This window comes from Paenarthrobacter sp. NCHU4564, assembly GCF_052156435.1.
Classification (GTDB): domain Bacteria; phylum Actinomycetota; class Actinomycetes; order Actinomycetales; family Micrococcaceae; genus Arthrobacter.
Genome location: NZ_JBQLIS010000011.1, coordinates 1 through 19,377 on the forward strand (window position 1 = coordinate 1; position 19,377 = coordinate 19,377).

General features: G+C 64.3%; 18 protein-coding genes and 1 pseudogene. 4 read left to right on the plus strand and 15 right to left on the minus strand.

From position 1 onward, the window contains the following. Window positions 1–182 precede the first annotated feature (182 nt). The 5 genes from rpsN to ACSVIE_RS12445 all read right to left on the minus strand — a co-directional run bounded on the left by rpsN (window position 183) and on the right by ACSVIE_RS12445 (window position 2,557). Window positions 183–488 carry a 30S ribosomal protein S14 gene (gene rpsN, locus ACSVIE_RS12425; RefSeq protein WP_021474711.1) on the minus strand — a complete coding sequence of 102 codons (306 nt, stop codon included), beginning with the start codon at window positions 486–488 and terminating at the stop codon, window positions 183–185. Between the two features lie 4 nt (window positions 489–492). Beyond that, window positions 493–660, minus strand: a complete 168-nt coding sequence (gene rpmG / locus ACSVIE_RS12430) for a 50S ribosomal protein L33 (protein WP_003798558.1) — start codon at window positions 658–660, stop codon at window positions 493–495. Beyond that, window positions 660–896 carry a 50S ribosomal protein L28 gene (rpmB, locus tag ACSVIE_RS12435; RefSeq protein WP_021474712.1) on the minus strand — a complete coding sequence of 79 codons (237 nt, stop codon included), beginning with the start codon at window positions 894–896 and terminating at the stop codon, window positions 660–662. Before rpmB ends, rpmG begins: the two co-directional genes overlap by 1 nt. Before the next feature lie 365 nt (window positions 897–1,261). Then, window positions 1,262–2,026 (minus strand): SGNH/GDSL hydrolase family protein, encoded by a 765-nt coding sequence (locus ACSVIE_RS12440; protein WP_426004495.1) that lies wholly within the window; start codon window positions 2,024–2,026, stop codon window positions 1,262–1,264. 51 nt (window positions 2,027–2,077) lie between these two features. Continuing rightward, window positions 2,078–2,557, minus strand: a complete 480-nt coding sequence (locus ACSVIE_RS12445; RefSeq protein WP_426004496.1) for a MarR family winged helix-turn-helix transcriptional regulator — start codon at window positions 2,555–2,557, stop codon at window positions 2,078–2,080. 73 nt (window positions 2,558–2,630) lie between these two features. Here ACSVIE_RS12445 and ACSVIE_RS12450 point away from each other — a divergent pair. Further along, window positions 2,631–2,917: pseudogene (locus tag ACSVIE_RS12450) on the plus strand (YciI family protein). Here ACSVIE_RS12450 and ACSVIE_RS12455 read toward each other — a convergent pair. The 7 genes from ACSVIE_RS12455 to ACSVIE_RS12485 form a co-directional block, all read right to left on the minus strand. Then, on the minus strand, window positions 2,893–3,717 hold the full coding sequence (locus tag ACSVIE_RS12455; protein WP_426004498.1) for an SGNH/GDSL hydrolase family protein: 825 nt from the start codon (window positions 3,715–3,717) through the stop codon (window positions 2,893–2,895). The pseudogene ACSVIE_RS12450 and the gene ACSVIE_RS12455 sit on opposite strands and share 25 nt — an antisense overlap. Next, window positions 3,714–4,544, minus strand: a complete 831-nt coding sequence (locus tag ACSVIE_RS12460; RefSeq protein ID WP_442424041.1) for an SGNH/GDSL hydrolase family protein — start codon at window positions 4,542–4,544, stop codon at window positions 3,714–3,716. Before ACSVIE_RS12460 ends, ACSVIE_RS12455 begins: the two co-directional genes overlap by 4 nt. A gap of 169 nt (window positions 4,545–4,713) precedes the next feature. Further along, on the minus strand, window positions 4,714–5,769 hold the full coding sequence (locus ACSVIE_RS12465; RefSeq protein ID WP_442424042.1) for a siderophore-interacting protein: 1,056 nt from the start codon (window positions 5,767–5,769) through the stop codon (window positions 4,714–4,716). Then, complete coding sequence (locus ACSVIE_RS12470; RefSeq protein WP_426004501.1) at window positions 5,766–6,614, minus strand: ABC transporter ATP-binding protein; 849 nt, start codon at window positions 6,612–6,614, stop codon at window positions 5,766–5,768. The genes ACSVIE_RS12465 and ACSVIE_RS12470 overlap by 4 nt, the downstream gene beginning before the upstream one ends. Window position 6,615: 1 nt before the next feature. Continuing rightward, entirely contained in the window at window positions 6,616–7,656 is a 1,041-nt protein-coding gene (locus ACSVIE_RS12475; RefSeq protein ID WP_442424043.1) for a FecCD family ABC transporter permease, read from the minus strand. Window positions 7,657–7,721: 65 nt separating this feature from the next. Next, window positions 7,722–8,837 carry a FecCD family ABC transporter permease gene (locus ACSVIE_RS12480; protein WP_426004503.1) on the minus strand — a complete coding sequence of 372 codons (1,116 nt, stop codon included), beginning with the start codon at window positions 8,835–8,837 and terminating at the stop codon, window positions 7,722–7,724. Window positions 8,838–8,842: 5 nt separating this feature from the next. Beyond that, window positions 8,843–9,916, minus strand: a complete 1,074-nt coding sequence (locus ACSVIE_RS12485) for an iron-siderophore ABC transporter substrate-binding protein (protein WP_426004504.1) — start codon at window positions 9,914–9,916, stop codon at window positions 8,843–8,845. A 482-nt stretch (window positions 9,917–10,398) separates the two neighbouring features. Between ACSVIE_RS12485 and ACSVIE_RS12490 the strand changes: the two genes are divergently transcribed. Then, complete coding sequence (locus ACSVIE_RS12490) at window positions 10,399–10,902, plus strand: FBP domain-containing protein (protein ID WP_426004505.1); 504 nt, start codon at window positions 10,399–10,401, stop codon at window positions 10,900–10,902. A 79-nt stretch (window positions 10,903–10,981) separates the two neighbouring features. Here ACSVIE_RS12490 and ACSVIE_RS12495 read toward each other — a convergent pair whose 3' ends face one another. The 3 genes from ACSVIE_RS12495 to ACSVIE_RS12505 are packed head-to-tail and all read right to left on the minus strand — an operon-like array spanning window position 10,982 to window position 16,711. Then, the gene (locus tag ACSVIE_RS12495; RefSeq protein WP_442424044.1) at window positions 10,982–14,428 is read right to left on the minus strand and encodes an ATP-binding protein; all 3,447 of its coding nucleotides are present in this window, start codon (window positions 14,426–14,428) and stop codon (window positions 10,982–10,984) included. Then, entirely contained in the window at window positions 14,425–15,261 is an 837-nt protein-coding gene (locus ACSVIE_RS12500; RefSeq protein ID WP_442424045.1) for a DUF4194 domain-containing protein, read from the minus strand. The genes ACSVIE_RS12495 and ACSVIE_RS12500 overlap by 4 nt, the downstream gene beginning before the upstream one ends. Further along, a complete protein-coding gene (locus ACSVIE_RS12505) occupies window positions 15,254–16,711 on the minus strand; it encodes a DUF3375 family protein (RefSeq protein WP_426004509.1) in 1,458 nt (485 codons plus the stop codon). The genes ACSVIE_RS12500 and ACSVIE_RS12505 overlap by 8 nt, the downstream gene beginning before the upstream one ends. Before the next feature lie 335 nt (window positions 16,712–17,046). Between ACSVIE_RS12505 and ACSVIE_RS12510 the strand changes: the two genes are divergently transcribed. Together ACSVIE_RS12510 and ACSVIE_RS12515 are read left to right on the plus strand one after the other, a co-directional pair. Next, window positions 17,047–17,349, plus strand: a complete 303-nt coding sequence (locus ACSVIE_RS12510; protein ID WP_426004510.1) for a hypothetical protein — start codon at window positions 17,047–17,049, stop codon at window positions 17,347–17,349. A 62-nt stretch (window positions 17,350–17,411) separates the two neighbouring features. Next, complete coding sequence (locus tag ACSVIE_RS12515; RefSeq protein ID WP_442424046.1) at window positions 17,412–19,376, plus strand: acyl-CoA dehydrogenase family protein; 1,965 nt, start codon at window positions 17,412–17,414, stop codon at window positions 19,374–19,376. The last annotated feature ends 1 nt before the right edge of the window (window position 19,377 follow it).

Sequence of the window (19,377 nt, forward strand, 5' to 3'; positions counted from 1 at the left end):
TGAAATCATGCCGGGACCAGCAGGCCAGCACACCCACATCCTGCACCAGGAAACGGGCTACGAAAAAGGTAACGAGGATCGCCCTAAAAGCCAACATAGGTGAGAGAGCGTCCGCGGGGGTGGCTTAAACGCCGAAAGGGCCGGCAACCATAACGGTTACCGGCCCTTTCAGAGCTTGGTGCTTACCAGGAAGACTTGGTGATACCCGGCAGCTCACCCTTGTGAGCCATGTCGCGGAAGCGAACGCGGGAGATACCGAACTTCTGGAAGGTGCCGCGGGGACGGCCGTCGATCTGGTCGCGGTTACGCAGACGGATCGGGGAGGCGTTGCGGGGCAGCTTCTGCAGGCCGAGGCGTGCTGCTTCGCGGGCTTCGTCAGACGCGTTGGGGTCAACCAGGGTCTTCTTCAGCTCGAGGCGCTTGGCAGCGTAGCGCTCAACAATGACCTTGCGCTGCTCGTTGCGAGCAATCTTGGACTTCTTTGCCATGTGTTTAGCGCTCCTCTCGGAATTCGACGTGCTGGCGGATCTTGGGGTCGTACTTCTTGAGGACCAGGCGGTCGGGGTCGTTACGGCGGTTCTTGCGCGTAACGTAGGTGTAGCCCGTGCCCGCGGTGGACTTCAGCTTGATGATCGGACGTACGTCCTTGTCCTTTGCCATTAGAGCTTCACTCCTCGTGCCAGGATGTCGGCGACGACCGCGTCGATGCCACGTGCGTCAATTACCTTGATGCCCTTGGCCGACAGCGTCAGGGTGACGTTGCGGCGCAGGGACGGAACCCAGTAGCGCTTCTTCTGGATGTTGGGGTCGAACCGGCGCTTGTTGCGGCGGTGCGAGTGCGAAATGCTGTGTCCAAAGCCCGGCTCGGCTCCGGTCACCTGGCAGTGTGCTGCCATGACTCTCCTCCAAAGTTTGAATGAAAACGGCGTGCAGATGTTCCTGCGATACCGTGCGACAGGCGGTGTCCGCATCCGGCGCGTTCCCCGAACCCGCGGGAAACGCGGCGAGGAAGGCTGGCCTCAGAACCGGGCAGTGGAAGACACTGGATCAGATCCTGGGATACCGGGCGAATACAGGAATGCACGCAACTTGAGCCCCTAACTACCGGCCCCCGGGACGTCGGTCAGACCGACATTCACCGACAACCGGAGCAATTGCACACGCTCCGCACTACCTGGCGCCTAACTATTCTACGGGGCGCGCCAAATTAAGACCAATCAGGCATGATAGGCCGGGATCGCCCGGCTCAAAGCCGACGCGCCTAGCGAGGCTGGATGAGCTGCGGGTACTTGGGACTGAGGCCGTCACCGGACGATGTGCCGCGCACCCTGCGGACCACCCATGGCGCAGCGAACTCCCGGACCCACTGGGCATTGGCCCGCAGGGTTTCGGCCCTGCTCAGGAGTTTGAGGGGTGCCAGTTCCGGAACGTCGATGACGTGCTCATGCTCCAGAACGTCCAGCACGCGCTTGGCCATGTTCAAGTGACCGGCCGACGACATGTGCATCCGGTCGGTATCCCACATGCGCCAGTCGTCGTATTCGTCGAACCGCCAGTAATCCACCAGCAGGGCGCCGTGGTTCTCCGCGATTTCGCGGACAAGTTCGTTGTAGATCGCCGTCCGTCCCCGCATGGTGCTGAATACCTTCGAACCCTTGGCGTCGAAGCCCGTGAAGAGCACCACGGTGGCGCCGGTGGCGCTTAACCGGGCGATACCGGCGTCGTAATCCTCCAAAAGCGAGTCAATGCTGACTTTCGGGCGGAGAATGTCGTTGGCCCCGGCGTACAGCGTCACCAACGTGGGTTTAAGTTCGACGGCGGCAGCCACCTGTTCTGCCATGATCCGGCGGAGCTTTCGGCCGCGGATGGCGAGATTGGCGTAGCCGAAACCGTCGTTGCTGCGCGCCAGCTGCTGCGCCACGATGTCCGCCCAACCCCTGACGCCGTTGGGGCGGGTGGGGTCGGCGTCACCGACACCCTCCGTGAACGAATCCCCCAAGGCAACGTATCGGGCAGAAAAATCCATGCCGCCAGTCTGCCACCTGGGTGCTTTGGGCCACAAAGCAGGCGCGGCCGGTCAGGAATCGCGCAGGATCCAGTGGTTGTTGTCCAAGCGGGCGACGATCTTCTCGCCGATGCGGGCAAGGTCCGCCACGTCGTCGGGAGTCAATGAGTCGAGCATGAGGGTCCGCACCGATTCCACGTGCCCGGGAGCCAGCGACACGATGGTGGCCATGCCGGCGTCGGTGAGGTGGGCTACTGTGACCCTGGCATCACCGGGGTGCGCCTGCCGCTCCACCCACCCGCGCTTTTGCAGTTTGGTGACCACATGGGACAGGCGGGAGAGCGAGGCGCTGGTCCGGGCGGCAAGTTCGCTCATGGGCAGGTAGCGGCCGTCGGTTTCGGACAGCATGGCCAGGACGTTGTAGTCGAAAAGGGAGAGCTTTCCCGCGGACTGAAGCTGCGTATCCAATGCCGAAGGAAGCAGGGTGTTGATGCTCAGCAGGGCAAGCCAGGCACGGCGTTCCTCGGCATTAAGCCAGCGGGGTTCAGTCATGGCTCCATCTTAGGAGAATCCCGGGTTTGGCCCGCCCATGCCGCCCATGCCGCCCAAACGGTAGGCTGGCCGCATGTTCGTTGTCTCCCTGACCTACAAAGTGCCCGACGAAACCGTGGACTTCCACCGCGCCGGCCACATGGCCTGGCTTAAGGACGCGTTCGACGCCGGCGTGTTCCTTGCGTCCGGACGTCGCGTCCCACCGTGGGAGGCGTGCTGCTGTCCAAGGCCGACCGGGCCACGCTGGACGCGTCCCTGGCCAAGGACCCGTTCTACATCAACGGTGTCGCTGAATTCGAGGTCATCGAGTTCACGGCTACGAGCGTCGCAGAAGGCTACGAAAACCTGCTGGACACCTGAGCCTGCCGTGCTTTCGCGGTGCCCAGCCGCTCCGGAAGAACTACAGGCATGGGCTCCGGCCACCGTGCACCGAGCCGGTCGCCGCTGGAGACACCGCGGAGCCGGCGCAGGAACCAAGGTCCAACATCGCGCCTGAGCCAGCTGACGTCGTCGACGATGTTTTCGGTGAGGGTCCGCGGACGCGGCGGCGCGAACACCGGCGACGCCAGGGTGTGCCGCGCCCCGAGTACTTCCAACACCTTCTTGGCCATATAGCTGTGCCCGGGGGTCGACATGTGCAAGCGGTCCGGCGACCACATGCGCGGATCCTGGAACTTCTCGAAACACCAGTAGTCCACCAGGAGGGTGTTCTGCTCCGCCGCGATGCGCCTGATGTGCCGGTTGTAGACCGCGGTCCGGAGTTTGAGCGGCTCCAGCAGTGGTGACAATGGAACGTTGTAGCCCGTGAAGAGCAGTACGGTCGCTCCGCTGTCCTTGAGCCGTCGGACTGCTTTCTCGTAGTTCCTGATGAGTGCGGCCATGTTGAGCCGTGCCATCAGGAGGTCATTGCCGCCGGCGTAGAAGCTGACCAGGGTGGGCTTCATGGCCAGGGCTGGTTCGATTTGTTCGTCGAGGATCCGTTGCAGGCGCCTGCCGCGGATGGCGAGGTTGGCGTAGGTAGTTGACGGGTCCTGGCGGGCGAGTTCTTCGGCAACCCGGTCTGCCCAGCCGCGGCAGTTGTTGGGCAGACGCAGGTCGTGGTCGCCAACGCCTTCCGTGAAGGAATCGCCAAGTGCCACGTATCGGATGGGCCCGGTCATCTGGTTGCCTCTTCCATGAGCTTTTTCAGCCCGCCTTTGCGCGGCACTTTTACGGGTTCAGGCCAGCGGGCACTCAGGGTATCGCCCAAGGTGACGCCGCGGAGTTTACGTCCGAACAGCGGCAACACCCAGTCGTTTACCCAGCGCCGCTGGCGTCGTTCCCACTCCCTGATACCCACCCTGGCGGGAGGGTCCCACTCCTTGGGAGAGATCTTGTGCGGAACACCCAGATGGTCCAGGACCTGTGCAGCAAGGTACTTGTGGCCGGCTTTGGACATGTGGAGCCGGTCCGAGGACCACATCCGGGGGTCGTGGTATGCCTCGAAACACCAGTAGTCCACCAGCACTGCGCCGTACTTGGCAGCGATGCCACGGACGCGCTGGTTATAGAGGGTGTTGCGTTTGCGGAACGGTTCAAGGACGGCTGACACTTTGACGTCGAACCCGGTGAACAGGACCACCGTGGCTCCGGTCCCGGCCAGCCGGGCGACAAGGAGTTCATAGTCGTTGAGCAGGGCTTCCATGTCGGTGCCGAAATCGAGGATGTCGTTCCCACCCGCATAAAGCGTGACCAGGGTTGGTTCCATGGCCAATGCCGGTTCCAGTTGCTCGTCGATGATCTGGCGCAGACGCTTGCTTCGCACGGCGAGGTTGGCGTACTCCCAGCCCGGTTCGGCTTTGGCCAGTTTCTCGGCCACGCGGTCCGCCCATCCGCGGACACCGTTCGGCAGGACCGTGCTGGTGTCCCCCACGCCCTCGGTGAAGGAGTCTCCCAAGGCGACATACCGCCGTCGAGCGTTGTTCCCGCGCCTGAATTCCTCCCGCACCCCACCGAAGCTACCCGCCCGTGGTTAAGCCCGGACCAACCGCAGGTAAACCAACCCTCGCTCACAAAACACCCCCTTTACGGAAACGCTCTCTCACTTCCCCGAAAGGAGTGAGAGAGCGTTTGCCCGAAAGGGGGTTTAAGTGAGAGAGCGTCCGCTGGGAGGAAGATCAGCCTTCTGCTTTGCCCCGGCGCCAGTAGCCCATGAAGGCAACCTGCTTCCGGTCGATGCCAACATCCCGCACCAGGTAGCGGCGCATTTCCTTGATGACAAAGGCTTCGCCGGCGATCCAGGCGTAGAACGGCAGCGCACCGGCGGGAAGGGTGGGGTTCTTGGTGGCTTCGATGGCTGCAGCATCCATGCGCTGCGGGGTTTCCCACAGGATGTCCTGGTCCACGTTGACGTCTTCCGGCTCGGGGCCGGCCGCCGTATCGGAGCCCTTCAAGCCAACCCAGCCGGGAACCGGCACGGCCTTGGCCACGGCTTCTTTCAGGAGCTCGCCGTGGGGGCGGGAGCGGCCGATCGCCGCGCCGCGGGCAAGCCATGTGATTTCGACGTCGGCTGCCGTGGTGATGTCCTGGAAGTCGCCGGCCTCGGGAACTTCCAGGAAGGCGTGGCCGGTGATGTCGGCGGGGAGGCTTTCGAGGATGGCGCTGATGGCGGGTACAGCCGTTTCGTCGCCGGCGAGGAGAACGCGCTGCGCCAGGCCCGGACGCCATTCGATGCCGCCGTAGGCCCCGGCGGTGGTGCATTGGGCGGCACGGTTGTTGGGTCCGATGATGGTGAGCGAGTCGCCCGGCTTGGCGGCGACAGCCCAGTTGGCCGCCGGACCGCCGTGGCCTTCGTCGTCAAAGTGCATCACGAAGTCGATGTCGATCTCCGGGTACACGGCGTCCAGGCGCTCGGACCGGACGGTGTAGGTCCGCATTGCCCCACGGACTGAGGGATCCATGGCGAGCCACTCCTGGTACCAGCCGGCCTCCTCCATCTTGAACTCCGGCAACGGGACGATGCGGCCCTCCTCATCGAAGGAGGGGATCATGAGCTTCACGCGCAGGTCCAAGGTGTCGCCGGCCACGCCGAAGTCACGCAGGGAGTAGCCGCCGAACGTGATGCGCCGGAAGTTGGGGCTCAGTTCCTGGACCGCGGTCACCGTGACATCGAACGCCAGGGTCATGGGTTCCACTGCTGCACCGGCCTGGGTATGGGCGGGTTGTGTGCTCATGAGGCAATCTCCAGTTCGTTGGCGTGGCGGGCGTGGTGTTCAGTGGGTTGCGGGGCCACGGCGTGGTGGCGTCCGATGGGAACGATCAGCGGCGTCCCGGAAATGGGATCCGGAACAACCCGGGATTCCAGGCCGAAAACGGTGTGGACCAGTTCCTCAGTGACCACCACGGGTGCAGGACCCTCGGCCACGATGCATCCGCCCTTCATGGCGATCACGTGGTCCGCATAGCGTGCAGCGAGGTTGAGGTCGTGCAACACGATCGCAACGGTGGTTCCGCGGGTGCGGTTCAGGTCGGTGACCAGGTCCAGGACTTCCACCTGATGGGCGAGGTCAAGGTACGTGGTGGGCTCGTCCAGGAGGAGGACTTCGGTTTCCTGGGCAAGGGCCATGGCGATCCAGACGCGCTGGCGCTGTCCGCCGGACAGCTCGTCGATGCTCCGCTCCGCCAGTTCCAGCGTTCCCGTGGCGTCGAGCGCACGCTGCACCGCGGCGTCGTCGTTGGCGCTCCAACTGCGGAAGAAACCCTGGTGCGGGTACCGGCCGCGGCCCACGAGGTCGCGCACGGTAATGCCGTCCGGCGCGGTGGGGTGCTGCGGGAGCAGGCCGAGGGTCCGCGCAAGTTCACGGGCGGGCCGGGAGTGGATGTCCTTGCCATCGAGCGTGACCGCACCGCCGGCGGGTTTCAACAACCGGGACAGCCCCCGGAGCAGAGTGGACTTGCCGCAGGCATTGGCCCCCACGATCATGGTCACCTTGCCCTCGGGGATCTGGGTGGACAGCCCTTCCACCACTTTGCGCTGCTCATATTGGAGCGTCAGGTCTTTGGCATTAAGGATGGCCATGTCAGGCCTCCTTTCGGTTTGACGTGAGCAGGAGCCACAACAGGAAGGGTGCACCGAGAGCGCCGGTGATGACGCCGACCGGAAGGACGGTTCCGTCCAGGATGACGGGAGCGAGGTTGGAGGCGAAGAAGTCGGCTGCCAGCACGATCAGTGCACCGGTAAGGGCCGACGCCGGAAGGCTCGGTTTGCGGACGATACGGCGGGCGATCGGCCCGGCCAGGAAAGCTACGAACGCCACGGGACCGGCTGCGGCGGTGGCGACGGCGGCGAGTCCGACGGCGGTCAGCACAAGTCCCAGCCGGACGCCGTTGACCTTGATGCCAAGCCCGGCGGCGGCGTCATCACCCAATTCGAGGATCCGCAACGGACCGGCGAGTGCTATGACAGCGGGAACCAGGATCACCAAGGATACGGACAGCACTCCTGCGCGCTCCCAGGTGGCGGCATTGAGGGAGCCGTTGAGCCACACCAGGGCGTCGGCTGCGGTGCGGATATCGGCACGGGTCATCAGGAAGTTCACCACGGCGTGGAGGGCCGCAGCGATGCCGACGCCGGCCAGGATCAGGCGGTTTCCGGCAGCATTGCCGCGGCTTCCGCCACCCGCACCGGATCCGGTGCCGCGGGAGATGGCATAGATGATCGCTGCGACGCCCAGGGCGCCGGCCAGCGCGGATCCCGACACCACCGCACCGGAAGCGCCGAAGACTACGATCGCCGTGACGGCAGCGGCACTTGCGCCGTAGCTGATGCCGATGATGTCCGGGCTGGCCAACGGGTTCCGGAGCATGGTCTGGAACAGGGCACCTGCCAGGCCAAAAGCCAACCCGATCAAGGTTCCCACCACGGCCCGGGGCAGCTTGTGCTCCATGACGATGAAGCTGGCGCCTGGAATCTTCTCGCCGCCGGTCAGGTGGTTGATGACAATGGTGAAGAAATCGGGGATGGTCACGGTGTAGCTGCCCAGGAGGACGTACACGGCGAACATCACCACGAGTGCCGCTGCAAGGAAGATCGTGGGGCTGAACGCGCGGCGAGATGGCATTTGATGAGAGTGTTTGGGGTCAACATTGTCATTAAGTGCCAACTCGGGGGTGGGCTTGAGGGTGCTCACAGTCCGGCCTTCTTTCCGCGGCGGATGAGCCAGACAAAGACCGGCGCGCCAACCATGGCCGTCATGATGCCGGCCGGGACTTCTCCGGGGAGCAGGATCACGCGGCCAGCAACATCGGCAAAGATCAACAGCACAGGCGCCGCCACTGCTGAGAACGGCAGGATCCACCGGTAGTCCGGACCTGTCAGGGACCGGATCGCGTGCGGGATGACCAGCCCAAGGAAGCCGATGGGCCCGGCCAGTGCCGTGGCGGACCCGCACAGCAGCACGATGCCCATGCCGATCACTGCCCGGGACAGTCCAACGTTCTGGCCCAGGCCACGGGCGATGTCGTCACCCAGGGCAAGACTGTTGAGAATGCGGCCGCCGGCAAGGACAATCACTGCGCCGATCGCAAGGAACGGCAGTGCCGTAAGCAACACGGACCAGTCACGGCCACCGATGCTGCCTACCTGCCAGAACCGGAACCGGTCCAGCGTGTCCTGGCTCGATACCAGGATGACGTTCATCAGGGAGAAAAGGCCGGCGCTCAGGGCCGCGCCTGCGAGGGCCAGTTTGACGGGGGTCGCACCGTCGCGGCCCCGGGAAGCGATGGCATAAACCACGACGGCGGCCGCTGCGGCCCCGACGAAAGCGAACCAGATGTAGCCGGTCAGGGAGCTGACGCCAAAGACGTAGATGCCTGTGACAACGGCGAGTGCAGCGCCGGCGTTGAGGCCCAGGATGCCCGGGTCCGCCAACGGGTTGCGGGCTACCCCCTGCATGGCCGCACCGGCCAGGCCGAGGGCGGCGCCGGCCAGGAGGCCAAGGATGGTCCGCGGGATACGCGCAATGACCACGGCGTGGTTGCCGTCCTGGGCATTGAAGTTGGTGAGGGCTTCCCAGACCGTCTGGAGGGGAAGCCCGCGCGCGCCGATAGCCAGGGATGCCACGCACGCAATGCCGAGTACGACGACGGCGGCCAGCAACCAGGCTGATCGCTTGCCTGCCGACCTGCGGGAACCGGTTCCCCCTCCGGTTCCCGCAGCCTCAGGAGATATGCCCCCCGGGCCCGCCAGCACATTGGTGCTGTGGCCCCGTCCCTGAAGTGCCGTCGTCGTACCCTGCTTCATTGCGGTTACTTGCCCGCTACCTTTTCGGCCGCGGCACCCAGCTGCGGGAGGAAGGTGTCAAGCGCCCACGGCAGGCTCAGCGGCGAGGACGCGGAGATGGACAACGTCAGGGTGTTGTCCGAGTCGGCAACCAGGGCCCCGCTCTTGATGGCCGGGATCTGGCTCAGCAGCGGATCAGCCTTGATGGCCTCGGCCGTGGTGGCGTCGGGAACCCAGGTCACGAAGACGTCGGAAGCGAGCTCGTTGGCCTTTTCAGCGGACCAGGGAATGAAGAACTCCTGGTCGGTCTTGGTGTTTTCCGAGACAACCGGGGCGAGCTTCATTCCAATGTCGGAGAGGAAACGGGGGCGGTTGTCGATAGCGGTGTAGACGTTCACGCCGTCACCCTTGGCGGGCTCGAGGTTGCCGTAGATGAAGGTCTTGTCCTTGATCTGCGGGAACTTGGAGACCTTGTCATTGATGGTGGCCTCGGTGTCCTCGACCAGCTTCTTGGCTTCGGCTTCCTTGCCCAGCGCCTTGCCGATCATTTCGGTGCTTTCCTGCCACGGCGTACCGTACGCGAGCTCCGGGTAGGCGACCACGGGGGCGATTTCGGACAGCTTCTTGTAGTCCGCTTCCTCAAGGCCGGAGTACGCGCCGAGGATGACGTCCGGGCTGAGCTTGGCGATCTCGGTGAAGTTGATGCCGTCTGCCTCGGAGAACTGGACCGGAGCCTTGTCGGTGCCGAAGCCGGCGCCCAGCTTCTCCAGTGCAGCGTCCTTCCAGGGGGTGGAGCCCTTGTCGTTGTTGCCCCACTCGTTCTTGGGAACGCCTACCGGAACCACACCGAGTGCGATCGCGATGTCATCGTTGACCCACGAAATGGTGACGACGCGCTTGGGCTGTTCCTTGATGGTGGTCTCACCAAAGGCGTGCTTGATGGTGACCGGGAAAGCGGAGGAGGTGGCCTCGGACGTGGCCGAGGTGGAGGCTGCGGGGCCGGTGGAGCAGCCAGTGAGGGTAAGGGCGACGGCGGCCAAAGCGGCCGTCGCGGTTCCTGCGGTCTTCAGCAGGGCGCGGCGTGGGAGAAGGGTAGCCACGGGACTCCTTAAGTAAGTGATGCGAACCTAAGTAAGGCTAGCCTACCCTCCGGTCAATTACGAAACGTTTGCATCACGTAATCCTTGCATGACGCGAGTTTGACGAAAAATAGCCGCTTTCTCACTCGCAAAGCACCCCCATCCGCCCACTTCCTCGCCCACCTTCCGGTGGACACCGTCGGCGAAGCTTTGGCAGGATTGGCAGCGGACTCCCATTTAGGTCCGGTACAGGAAATGACGAAGGAGATGAGCGTGCGCACTGTTCCAGTTGCTGCAGCCATGGTTGGCGAGGTGGCCGCTTTGGCCTGCTTGGCACACCCCTTCGCGTCGGGATCCTCCAAGTAGCACCATAGGCAGCAAAGAACCAACGCACCGTTGGTTCTTGCGCGTGCGCAAGTGCCTTCAGGTGACCGACGCCTAAGTGCCATTAAGCAGCGCGAGGTGCGCTGCCGCCGTCGTTATCTTCCGAAAGCAGCTTTGCCATGCAGAAAGTTACTGCCCAACAAATCCGGTCGTCCTTCATCAACGCAAGCCGTTCAGAAGCCGCCAAGCTCAACCTGCCCCGGAATTTCGAGTCCATCGACTGGGATTCGCTGGAGTTCCTGGGCTGGCGGGACGAGAAAATGCCGCAGCGCGGGTACCTCGTACTCCCGATTGACGGGAAACTGACAGGCATAATGCTCCGTGCACCAGAGGGTGGCTCGGCCAAGAACCGCGCAGTCCTCTGTGAGCTGTGCCGGGACGTGTTCTCCAAGGCCGACGTTTATCTGTGGGTCGCGAAGCGGGCCGGGCAGTCCGGCAAGGACGGCAACACCGTAGGAACGTTGATTTGCGCCGGGTTTGACTGCAGCGACAACGTCCGCAAAGAACCTCCGGTCAACGAGATCAACCCGGATCCCGCGGCCGTGGTCCGGAAACAGATCGCCGGCCTGGAGTTCCGGACAGCCCGGTTCGTGGACAGGGTGCGCCAAGGCTCCACGCGCTGACCCAAGTAAGTAGCAGTTAAGCGCGTTTAGACGGCTCTAAACGCGCTTAACTGCGACCCAGTTGGGTAAGCACGGGGGGTCAGCGGAGCACGATGTCCACCGGGTTGGCTTCCGAACGCCACGCTCCCGGCTCGGCCTGGCCCGAGATGACCGGAGCCGTGAGCACGCCCGAACGGTTGGTGCGCTTGTCGCGGAGGATTTCCGTGACCGAACCAAGGTGCCGTGAAAGGTCGATCACGTTCTCCGGGGCCGCCAGGAGCAGCTGGAAGCCGAACTCATGGAGCGCCTTGATGCCCGCCCCGGCGAATTCCTCGGAGGCAAGCACGAAAGCCTCGTCCATCATCACGGTGCCGTAGGTGGTGAAGCCCTGCTCTGCGATACCCAGCTGGTAGCTCAGCGCGGCGGCCATGATGAAGGCGGTGAAACGCTGACGCTCGCCGCCGGACATGGAACCGGTGTCGGCGTGCATGAAGACTTCGGTCTTCTTCCGGCCTGATTTTCCGGTCACCTCACGGTGTTCCTTGCACTGGATGAACAGGTGCCCACGGACATCCAGGACCTCTGCACGCCAGCGCCGGTCCTCGGGCGTCTGCGAACCGAGCCTCTTGACCAAGGTTTCCAGGGACTTGTAACGGGCCGTCAGCTCAGCGTCCTCATCCGCCTCAACCGCAGCGGCGGCTCCCCTGGAGGGTCGCGTGTGTTTGGCCTTCAGTGCGCTCTGGATCGCGTCCTTGAACTGCTTTGCCGTAGCAGGGAGCGTCTGCTTGATGTCCAGTTCCAGGTAGCTGCCCTCGTGGAAGTTCACTTCGGACAAGATGCCGTTCAGCGGGAGGATCCGGCTGGTAATGCTGCGCCGTTCCTCGTCCAGCAGGTGCAGAAGGGTGCTGAACGATTCATGCGTGCGCTGGTTGAAGAACAGCCGGAATTCCGCTTCCTGCGCGGGCAACCCGTCGCTCACGATTGCGTGGTACCGGGACTCGAAATCACCGGCGGCACCGATCGATGTGCCATGGTCGGCGCTGATGGCGCTGCCCCACTCGCGCACGAACGCCTCGAAGATCCGGGTCAGGCGCTCGGCTGTGGCCTGGCCGCGCGATTCCGCTGCGTGCAGCTCGTCCAGCAGCTTGTTGCGGACGCCGTTGGCGAGGTTGTCCAGCTGGTACAACTCGGCAACGTCGGAGGCGCCGGCAAAGTACGGCTCCAGTGCCGCCACGGTGGAGCTCGACGGCGGTGCTTGCTCGAGCTTGAGCCTCGCGGCATCGAGCAGGCCGTCAGCTGTGGTCATCTGCTGGTCGAGCGCCTTGTATTCGCTCTGCAGGACAGCCGCCGCTCCTGTGGAGGACTGGTGCTTTTCGCGCACCGCCTCGATGGTGGTGCGCAGCGGTTCGAGGTCGGCCTGCGCCGCCAGGGCATCTGCCAGGCGCTGCTCGATCCGGGTCAATTCCTCGGCCGCGACCGATGCGGAGACCTGTTCCCAGGAGCGCTCGTCCTCCGCAACCCTGCGCAGGGCTTCCAATTGCCGGGCCATGCCCTGGTGCGAATCCTCGCGGCTTTGGGCGAGTTCCGCGGCCTTGGCCAGCCCGTTCTGAAGCTCACCGACCCTCGCCGCAACCAGTTCGAGTTTTGAGGCGTTGTCGAAGCCCAGCACGTAATCCTGCCGGCTGGTGAAGCGGTCGTCCTTCTCCACGGTGTGCCGGTTGCGCTTGACCACGCCGCCCAGGCTGAGGCCTTTCTCCAGCGAGGCCAACTCGTCTGGATCCTCCACGCACGGATAGGCGAAATCCAGTGCTATCCGCTCACGGATCCATTCGCCCGCCTCCGCATTGGCTCCCAGGGTGAGGATGCTCAACTTGGTCAACAGCTCGCCGTCGGACACATCCTCCACAGCCAGCGCTCCACCGGCAAGGGGCTTGGAAACGTCCACTGCCCGCAGGGCACCCCTGACCGTGTTGTCATTGAGGTAGCGCGTCACGGCGGCGAAGTGCTCGCCGGGGACCAGCAAGGTGGTGGCAAGGCTCCGCAAGGCGCGTTCCGCGGCGGGGCGCCACTGCTCCTGCCCTTCGGCCAAGTCGATCAGCTCGCCACCGAACGGCATCCGTTCCTCAGGCACGCCCGTCGCAGCGGCAATGGCTGCCCTGTTGTCAATACTCGACGGCGGCAACAGGGACTTGCGCGACCGCAGCGAGAGCAGTTCCTGCTCAGCAGCGGCCAGTTCACGCTTCATGGTGGCGTGGGCATCGAAAGCCTCAAAACGGAGTTCCTTGAGGGCCTCGGAATCGTCTTTCAACTCTGCGGACCGGGCAGCGGCCTGTTCGTGGGCCTGATCCCACCCCTCCGCGGACCATTCGAGGTTCAGCCCTGCATCCGTCAATGCCTGCCGGGCTGATTCCTCCACCTGCTGGCGCAGCTTAAGGCTGACCCGGGCATTCTCCAGCGACTGCTCGATCGCGGAAATCGCGTTGCCGCCGCGGTTGTTGTAATCCGACTCCAGCCCGCGCAACTCCTTGGCCAGGGCATCGCGAACGGTGCGCTCGGCAGCCAATTCCTGGGCCTTGGTCTGGGCCAACTCCTTGAAGCGGGCCAAGGTCCTGGCATGGACCGACACGGCCAGTTGCTGCTTGTAGGCCTCGAACTCCTCACCGGCAAGTTCGCGGAGCCGGTTCGCATCCAGGAGAGCCTGGGCGTACTCCTTGTTCAGCCCGGGAACGGGGGCCAACTGGTCCCGTTGCTGACGCACATCCTCCAAGCGCTGCCGGATGGACATGAGGTTGCTGAACTCTTCCACCACGTCATCGGCGGCAGCCAACGTGGCCGGCGCATCAAGGACCTGGTCGCGGAAGAACGTGTTGACACTGCCACCCAGGCCCTTGCCGGCTTGGATCACGCGAAGCAGAGGGAGCGCCTGGTCGGAATTGATGCCCAGGAGCCGGCGGAATCGCTCGGCGAACGCTTTGTGGACGTCAAAGACCTGGCCCTCGGGGAAGATTCCCTCCAAAGCTCCTTTGGTGAACCGCTTCTGCGCGATCCCCTCAATTGCTTCCAGGTCCAACGGCTTGCTGTCAATCACGTAGAACCGGCCAACACTGGATTCCGTGCCGTTCTTGGGCAGGTCGAAGAGGGCCGAAACCGTCACCTTGGTCCCGGCAGCGTTGTCAAACGTCAGGGCGACGGCGGACCAGGTCGCCCCGGGGCGCTGGAAGGCACTGGCCGAGCTGTCACCAACGGCCTTATCACCAACTTTGCCGCGCATGTAGGTGAACGTGGTCCTCTTGTCCTCCACAGCCCCGCCGGCGCGTTGGGCAGCAGCTTCATTCGAGCGTGGACGGGCATCGAAAACACGGAGCATCGCGTCAAAGAGCGTCGACTTGCCAACCCCTGAGTTGCCTGTCAAAAGAGTGCCGTTGCGGTCCACGTGCATGGTGTGGGCGCCATGGAACGTACCCCAGTTGACGACCTGCACCAGGGCCAGACGCATCTGGCCCGGGTTGGTGAGTTCTCCGAGCGGGAGCATGCTGGCAATCGTCATTTGGCTGCTCCTTCGGTTGCGTCAGCGCCACCCTCGGCGTCTTCGTTCCCACCCGCATCGCTATCGGTGACCTCCAAGAGAGGCTCCGTTCCCGATTCGTCCGCCGCTGCCGCTACGAGTGCCTCGATGTGGGCCGGGATGTCGCCGATGTTCTCAAAGGGGAGAGCAAGCGGGAGTGCGTTGCTGATGGTGTAGGTGTCGTCCAGCGGGGTGGGGAGGAGGAGTTGGCGGGCCAGGAGTTTGGTGATGGTGCGGGTGACCACGTCCGAGTCGCGCAGCGCATCCTGCTGGCCGGCCGGTGTGTAGTTGGCCACCAGATCCGAGATTTCCTCGCGGGTGATGGTCGGGTCCGTCTGGGCTGTGACGTGGCGGTCCAGGAGGAGGCGGAGGCGCAGCAGGACAATGGTCTCCACGCGGCTGAGGGCGCGCTGCTGGCGGAGGATGCTTGACCGTGCGCTGGCGCCGATGATGTCCGGGTCGACTGGCCTGAGGACCGCAATCTTGCGGTCGTGGTCCAGCTGCAAGGCGAGGAACAGCTCGGAGAGGCGGCTGCGGAGAATCAGCTGGTTGTCCAGGAGCGTGGTCCAGAGTTTCTCGTCCCTGCCGCCATCAATGTAGGGGCCCTTAAGAAGCTTCACGAGCGCATGGCGGACCTTCATGGGGAGCACGCCCGTGTCACCGGGGAACAACGCCGCGCCGTCCACGAACGTATCGCGCGGAGTTACCCGGAACGGGTCCGCCGGGTGCTCGGCCGGCCCTGTACCAACGTGACCAGCTTCGACGGCGACATCCTCCTCAGAGGTGGGGTCCGTCGTCGTGATTTCCTCAGTCATCAGAATCCTTGCTCAGCGAGACGACCGGCAGGTACGCGGTGCGGATGCTGCCGTCGATTTGTTCGAAGTCGATGTGTTCCCAGGCTGCGCGGTCAAAGGCCGCGCCGGTTTGCAGTGCCATGGAAAGGAGGGAGCGGACGGTGTTGATGTGCCGCTCCCCTTCGGGCAGGTTGTCCCATGCCTCGCCCAGGGTGGCGGAGCCCGCCATGGCTGCGCGGACGACGTCGGGCCTCGCCTTGCCGGTGCGGGCGGACTTGACCCGGTCCGAGTCGCTGAAGGCGATGGGATCGGCCAGGCGCGGCGGGGCAGCGAATTCGTCAGGATCGAAAAGTTTGACCATGGACAGCGACTCGAATCCCGCGTTGTACAGGGCAGGCCCCGGAACCAGGCCCGGGCGGTCCCGTTCGTACGGCAGGGAACGGATCGCCTGCTCGGCCTCGGCCAGGACCTTGCGGAGGCTGACCGACTGCCGGACATCGTCGCTTTGGATGTACGTGTTGAGGCTCTCGGAGAGCTTGCCGTAGATCCGCTGGATCTGGCTGTGCTGCGAGCGCAGTTCCGCGACGAGGTTCTTGAGGGTTTCCCGGTCTTCGTGGGAGAGGTCGTCGGCGAATTGCCGGCTCAGGACCTCCCCGATCGCCGAGCGGAAGCGCAACTGCTGCTGCGGGTCTTCGAGGAAAGCGGTGAAGGAACGGAACGTCCGGCCTTCCGGGCTCTGCCGCAGCCGTTTGTCCGCTTCCAGCACCTGGGCCATGGTGGCCCCCTTGCTGAGCGATTCCTCGATGATCTGGTTGCGCAGTTCGCCCACCAGTTCTTCGATCCGGTCACGCATTTTCTTGTAGTCGGCCGGAAGGCTGGCGGCGAGGTCGAGGATGTTGCCGGCCGCTTCCACGGCTTCTTCGTCATCGAGGAGCCCGTCGAAATCGCCCGAGCTGATGTCCTGTACCAATTGCCGGCGTTCCTGGATTTCTTCCTCCAGGGCTTCGAGCCGGGCGCTCTGGTCCGGGTTGGTCTCGTTGGCGAGTTTTTCCACGTCGCCCAGGAGCGTGCCCAGGCGGGAACCGTTGAGGGTGGACCGCTCGCTGGAGAGACTGTCCAGGAACGCGAGGACACGGGCCGCGGGTTCGGTGACTTCGTAAACGATCTGCCCGGACTGGTTACGCCGGGTCAGGAATTGCTTGCGCGTCCATTCGTCGCCGAAGCCCTTGCCATTCAGTTGGCCACCGAGCCCGGGCTCCTGGCGACGGAGCTGCTCAAGGAAAGCGTCGACGTCGGCGTGGAACTCTTCGAGCGGAAGCTGCGGACGGGTGCGGGTGAAGGAGGCCTGGAGGACCGCGATGACCCAGGGGGCCGAGCGGGTCAACGCCCAGGCGGGGCCCTTGGTGAGGTGTTCGAGGTCCCGCAACCTGGCGCTGATGGCGTCGGCGGAGGACATGGCTGAACGGGACAATTACTCTCCTTCAGCTGCTGCGAAACCCTGCCGGCAGCGAAAACTGCCCCGTACAAGGTTAACGCAGAGCGCCGGAACCCAACTAAGTCGCAGTTGTGCGCGTTTACACGGCTCAAAACGCGCACTACTGCGACCCACTTGGGCAGGCCGGGCACCCCACGCAACCACCCACCGCTGTGCCCGTTCCGTTACCTACCCCCGAGTATGGTTTCGATCCCATATCAACGCCCCTGCAAGGCCATTCCATGCTGGCCGGGAAGCGCTGCCACCCCTAATGTCAGATCATCGACGCGGCGACGCCGCGTTCACCCATGCATTGTCGCTCAGGGGGAACCATGAATTTCGATCTCACGGCGCTGGAAACTGCCACCTACGTATTCATTGGAACGCTGGTCTTCGCTGCACTTTTGGTGGCCTTTATTGCAGCAGCAGCAATGGCAACGATTGTCCTCATTGGAGTCTTCGGACTGTTTTGGTACGCCGCCAAAGCTGTCCTGGGTGCCATGGTGGACGGCATTAACTTCGCTTGGGACCGGGTGGTCCACCACGCCGGCCAGGTGGAAATTCCCGCCGAATTCCAGCCCCAGGTATCCTCTGGCACCGGTAGCTACCCGCGGGTAGCATTGAGGGACAGCTGAAGGGTTCCCACCCAAGGCGGACCCTGGCTCCATCCGGTATCCCCGGCTAGAGGAGTTATGAAATGACGTCCGCTACAGACAGCAGCCTCACCGCCGCAAGCGTCAACGCCACAGCAGAGGAAGCCCGGGCCGTCGCCGAAGCCGCCCGGGAGACCGAATGGAACCGGCCCAGTTTTGCCAAAGGCCTGTACCTGGGCAGCTTCGACATCGGCCTGATCCACCCATGGCCCCAGGCCAAAGCCGAGGACGTCCCGCGCGGCGAGGACTTCATGGCCAAGCTCGAGGCCTACTGCAGGACCATGTCCGGCCGCGTGATTGAGCGCGATGCCAAAGTGCCGGACGAGTACATGGCCGGCCTGGCCGATCTTGGCGTGTTCGGCATGAAGATTCCGCGCGAGTACGGCGGTTTGGGCCTGTCCCTGGTGTACTACGGCCGCGCCCTCGCGCTGCTGGGTTCGGTGCACCCGAGCCTCGGTGCCCTGATCTCGGCGCACCAGTCCATCGGCGTCCCCGAGCCCGTCAAGGTGTTCGGCACGCCGGAGCAGAAACAGGCGTACCTGCCGCGTTGCGCCGCCGGTGCCGTGACGGCGTTCCTCCTGACGGAGCCCGACGTCGGCAGCGACCCCGCGCGGATGGGCGCCACTGCCGTACTGTCGGACGACGGCGGGTCTTACCTTTTGGACGGCGTGAAGCTTTGGACCACCAACGGTGTCATTGCGGAACTCGTGGTGGTGATGGCGCGGGTTCCCGCCTATACAGACCCGGACGGCACGGAGCACAAGGGAGGCATTACCGCCTTCGTCGTGGAAATGGACTCCCCGGGTGTGACCGTGGAAAACAGGAATACGTTCATGGGCCTTCGCGGCATTGAGAACGGCGTGACACGTTTCCATCAGGTGCGGGTGCCCGTTGCCAACCGCCTGGGACGTGAAGGCCAGGGGCTCAAGATCGCGTTGACCACCCTCAACACCGGCCGGCTCTCCATCCCCGGGCTTTGTGTTGCCGCCGGCAAGTGGAGCCTGAAGATCGCCCGCGAATGGTCGAATGCACGGACACAGTGGGGCAGGCCCGTTGGCCAGCACGAAGCCGTGGGCAAGAAGATCGCTTTCATCGCGGCCACTGCTTTCGCTTTGGAGGCGGTCTTTGAGTTGTCCGCCGAGATGGCGGACGCCGGAGCCAAGGACATCCGTATTGAAGCTGCCCTGGCCAAGCTGTGGTCCACTGAGCTGAGTTGCCGGATCGCCGACGAGCTGGTGCAGATCCGGGGTGGGCGCGGGTTTGAGACCGCTGACTCCCTGGAGGCCAGGGGCGAGCGTGCTGTTGCTGCCGAGCAACTTCTCCGCGATCTCCGCATCAACCGGATTTTCGAGGGCTCCAGCGAAATCATGAAGCTCCTCATTGCCCGCGAGGCCGTGGACGCGCACCTTGCAGCCGCGGGCGACCTGGCCTCAGCCGAAGCGAGCCTGCAGGACAAGGCGAGGGCCGCCGTCGGGGCCTCCGGCTTCTATGCCCGCTGGCTGCCGAAACTGGTTGCCGGCGCGGGGATGGACCCGCGTTCCTACGCGGACTTCGGACGGTTGGGCAAGCAGTTGAGGTTCGTGGAGAGGTCCTCGCGCCGCCTGGCCCGCCAGACCTTCTACGCCATGGGCCGGTGGCAGGCCAAACTGGAGCACAAGCAGGCATTCCTGGGCAGGATCGTGGACATCGGCGCTGAGCTGTTTGCCATGGCGGCCTGCTGCACGCGGGCAGAACACATCCTCCGCACGCAGCCCGCGCACGGCGCCGCTGCGTTCGAGCTGGCCGAGGCGTACTGTGAACAGGCCCGCGTCCGGGTGGACGAATACTTTGACCAGCTATGGCGCAATACCGACGACGCCGACCGGCACCTTTCGCGCAAAGTCCTCGCCGGGGATTACGCCTGGCTTGAGGCTGGGGTGCTGGACCAGTCCGAAGGAACCGGGCCGTGGATCAGCGACGCGTCGCATGGCCCGTCCACCAAGGAGACACTGCACCGGAAATACCGGTAGA

Excerpts from the sequence above, each read along its gene's own strand:
- rpsN (WP_021474711.1), bottom strand. The coding sequence starts at position 488 with ATGGCAAAGAAGTCCAAGATTGCTCGCAACGAGCAGCGCAAGGTCATT.
- rpmG (WP_003798558.1), bottom strand. The coding sequence starts at position 660 with ATGGCAAAGGACAAGGACGTACGTCCGATCATCAAGCTGAAGTCCACC.
- rpmB (WP_021474712.1), bottom strand. The coding sequence starts at position 896 with ATGGCAGCACACTGCCAGGTGACCGGAGCCGAGCCGGGCTTTGGACAC.
- ACSVIE_RS12440 (WP_426004495.1), bottom strand. The coding sequence starts at position 2,026 with ATGGATTTTTCTGCCCGATACGTTGCCTTGGGGGATTCGTTCACGGAG.
- ACSVIE_RS12445 (WP_426004496.1), bottom strand. The coding sequence starts at position 2,557 with ATGACTGAACCCCGCTGGCTTAATGCCGAGGAACGCCGTGCCTGGCTT.
- ACSVIE_RS12455 (WP_426004498.1), bottom strand. The coding sequence starts at position 3,717 with ATGACCGGGCCCATCCGATACGTGGCACTTGGCGATTCCTTCACGGAA.
- ACSVIE_RS12465 (WP_442424042.1), bottom strand. The coding sequence starts at position 5,769 with ATGAGCACACAACCCGCCCATACCCAGGCCGGTGCAGCAGTGGAACCC.
- ACSVIE_RS12470 (WP_426004501.1), bottom strand. The coding sequence starts at position 6,614 with ATGGCCATCCTTAATGCCAAAGACCTGACGCTCCAATATGAGCAGCGC.
- ACSVIE_RS12475 (WP_442424043.1), bottom strand. The coding sequence starts at position 7,656 with ATGCCATCTCGCCGCGCGTTCAGCCCCACGATCTTCCTTGCAGCGGCA.
- ACSVIE_RS12480 (WP_426004503.1), bottom strand. The coding sequence starts at position 8,837 with ATGAAGCAGGGTACGACGACGGCACTTCAGGGACGGGGCCACAGCACC.
- ACSVIE_RS12490 (WP_426004505.1), top strand. The coding sequence starts at position 10,399 with ATGCAGAAAGTTACTGCCCAACAAATCCGGTCGTCCTTCATCAACGCA.
- ACSVIE_RS12495 (WP_442424044.1), bottom strand. The coding sequence starts at position 14,428 with ATGACGATTGCCAGCATGCTCCCGCTCGGAGAACTCACCAACCCGGGC.
- ACSVIE_RS12500 (WP_442424045.1), bottom strand. The coding sequence starts at position 15,261 with ATGACTGAGGAAATCACGACGACGGACCCCACCTCTGAGGAGGATGTC.
- ACSVIE_RS12510 (WP_426004510.1), top strand. The coding sequence starts at position 17,047 with ATGAATTTCGATCTCACGGCGCTGGAAACTGCCACCTACGTATTCATT.
- ACSVIE_RS12515 (WP_442424046.1), top strand. The coding sequence starts at position 17,412 with ATGACGTCCGCTACAGACAGCAGCCTCACCGCCGCAAGCGTCAACGCC.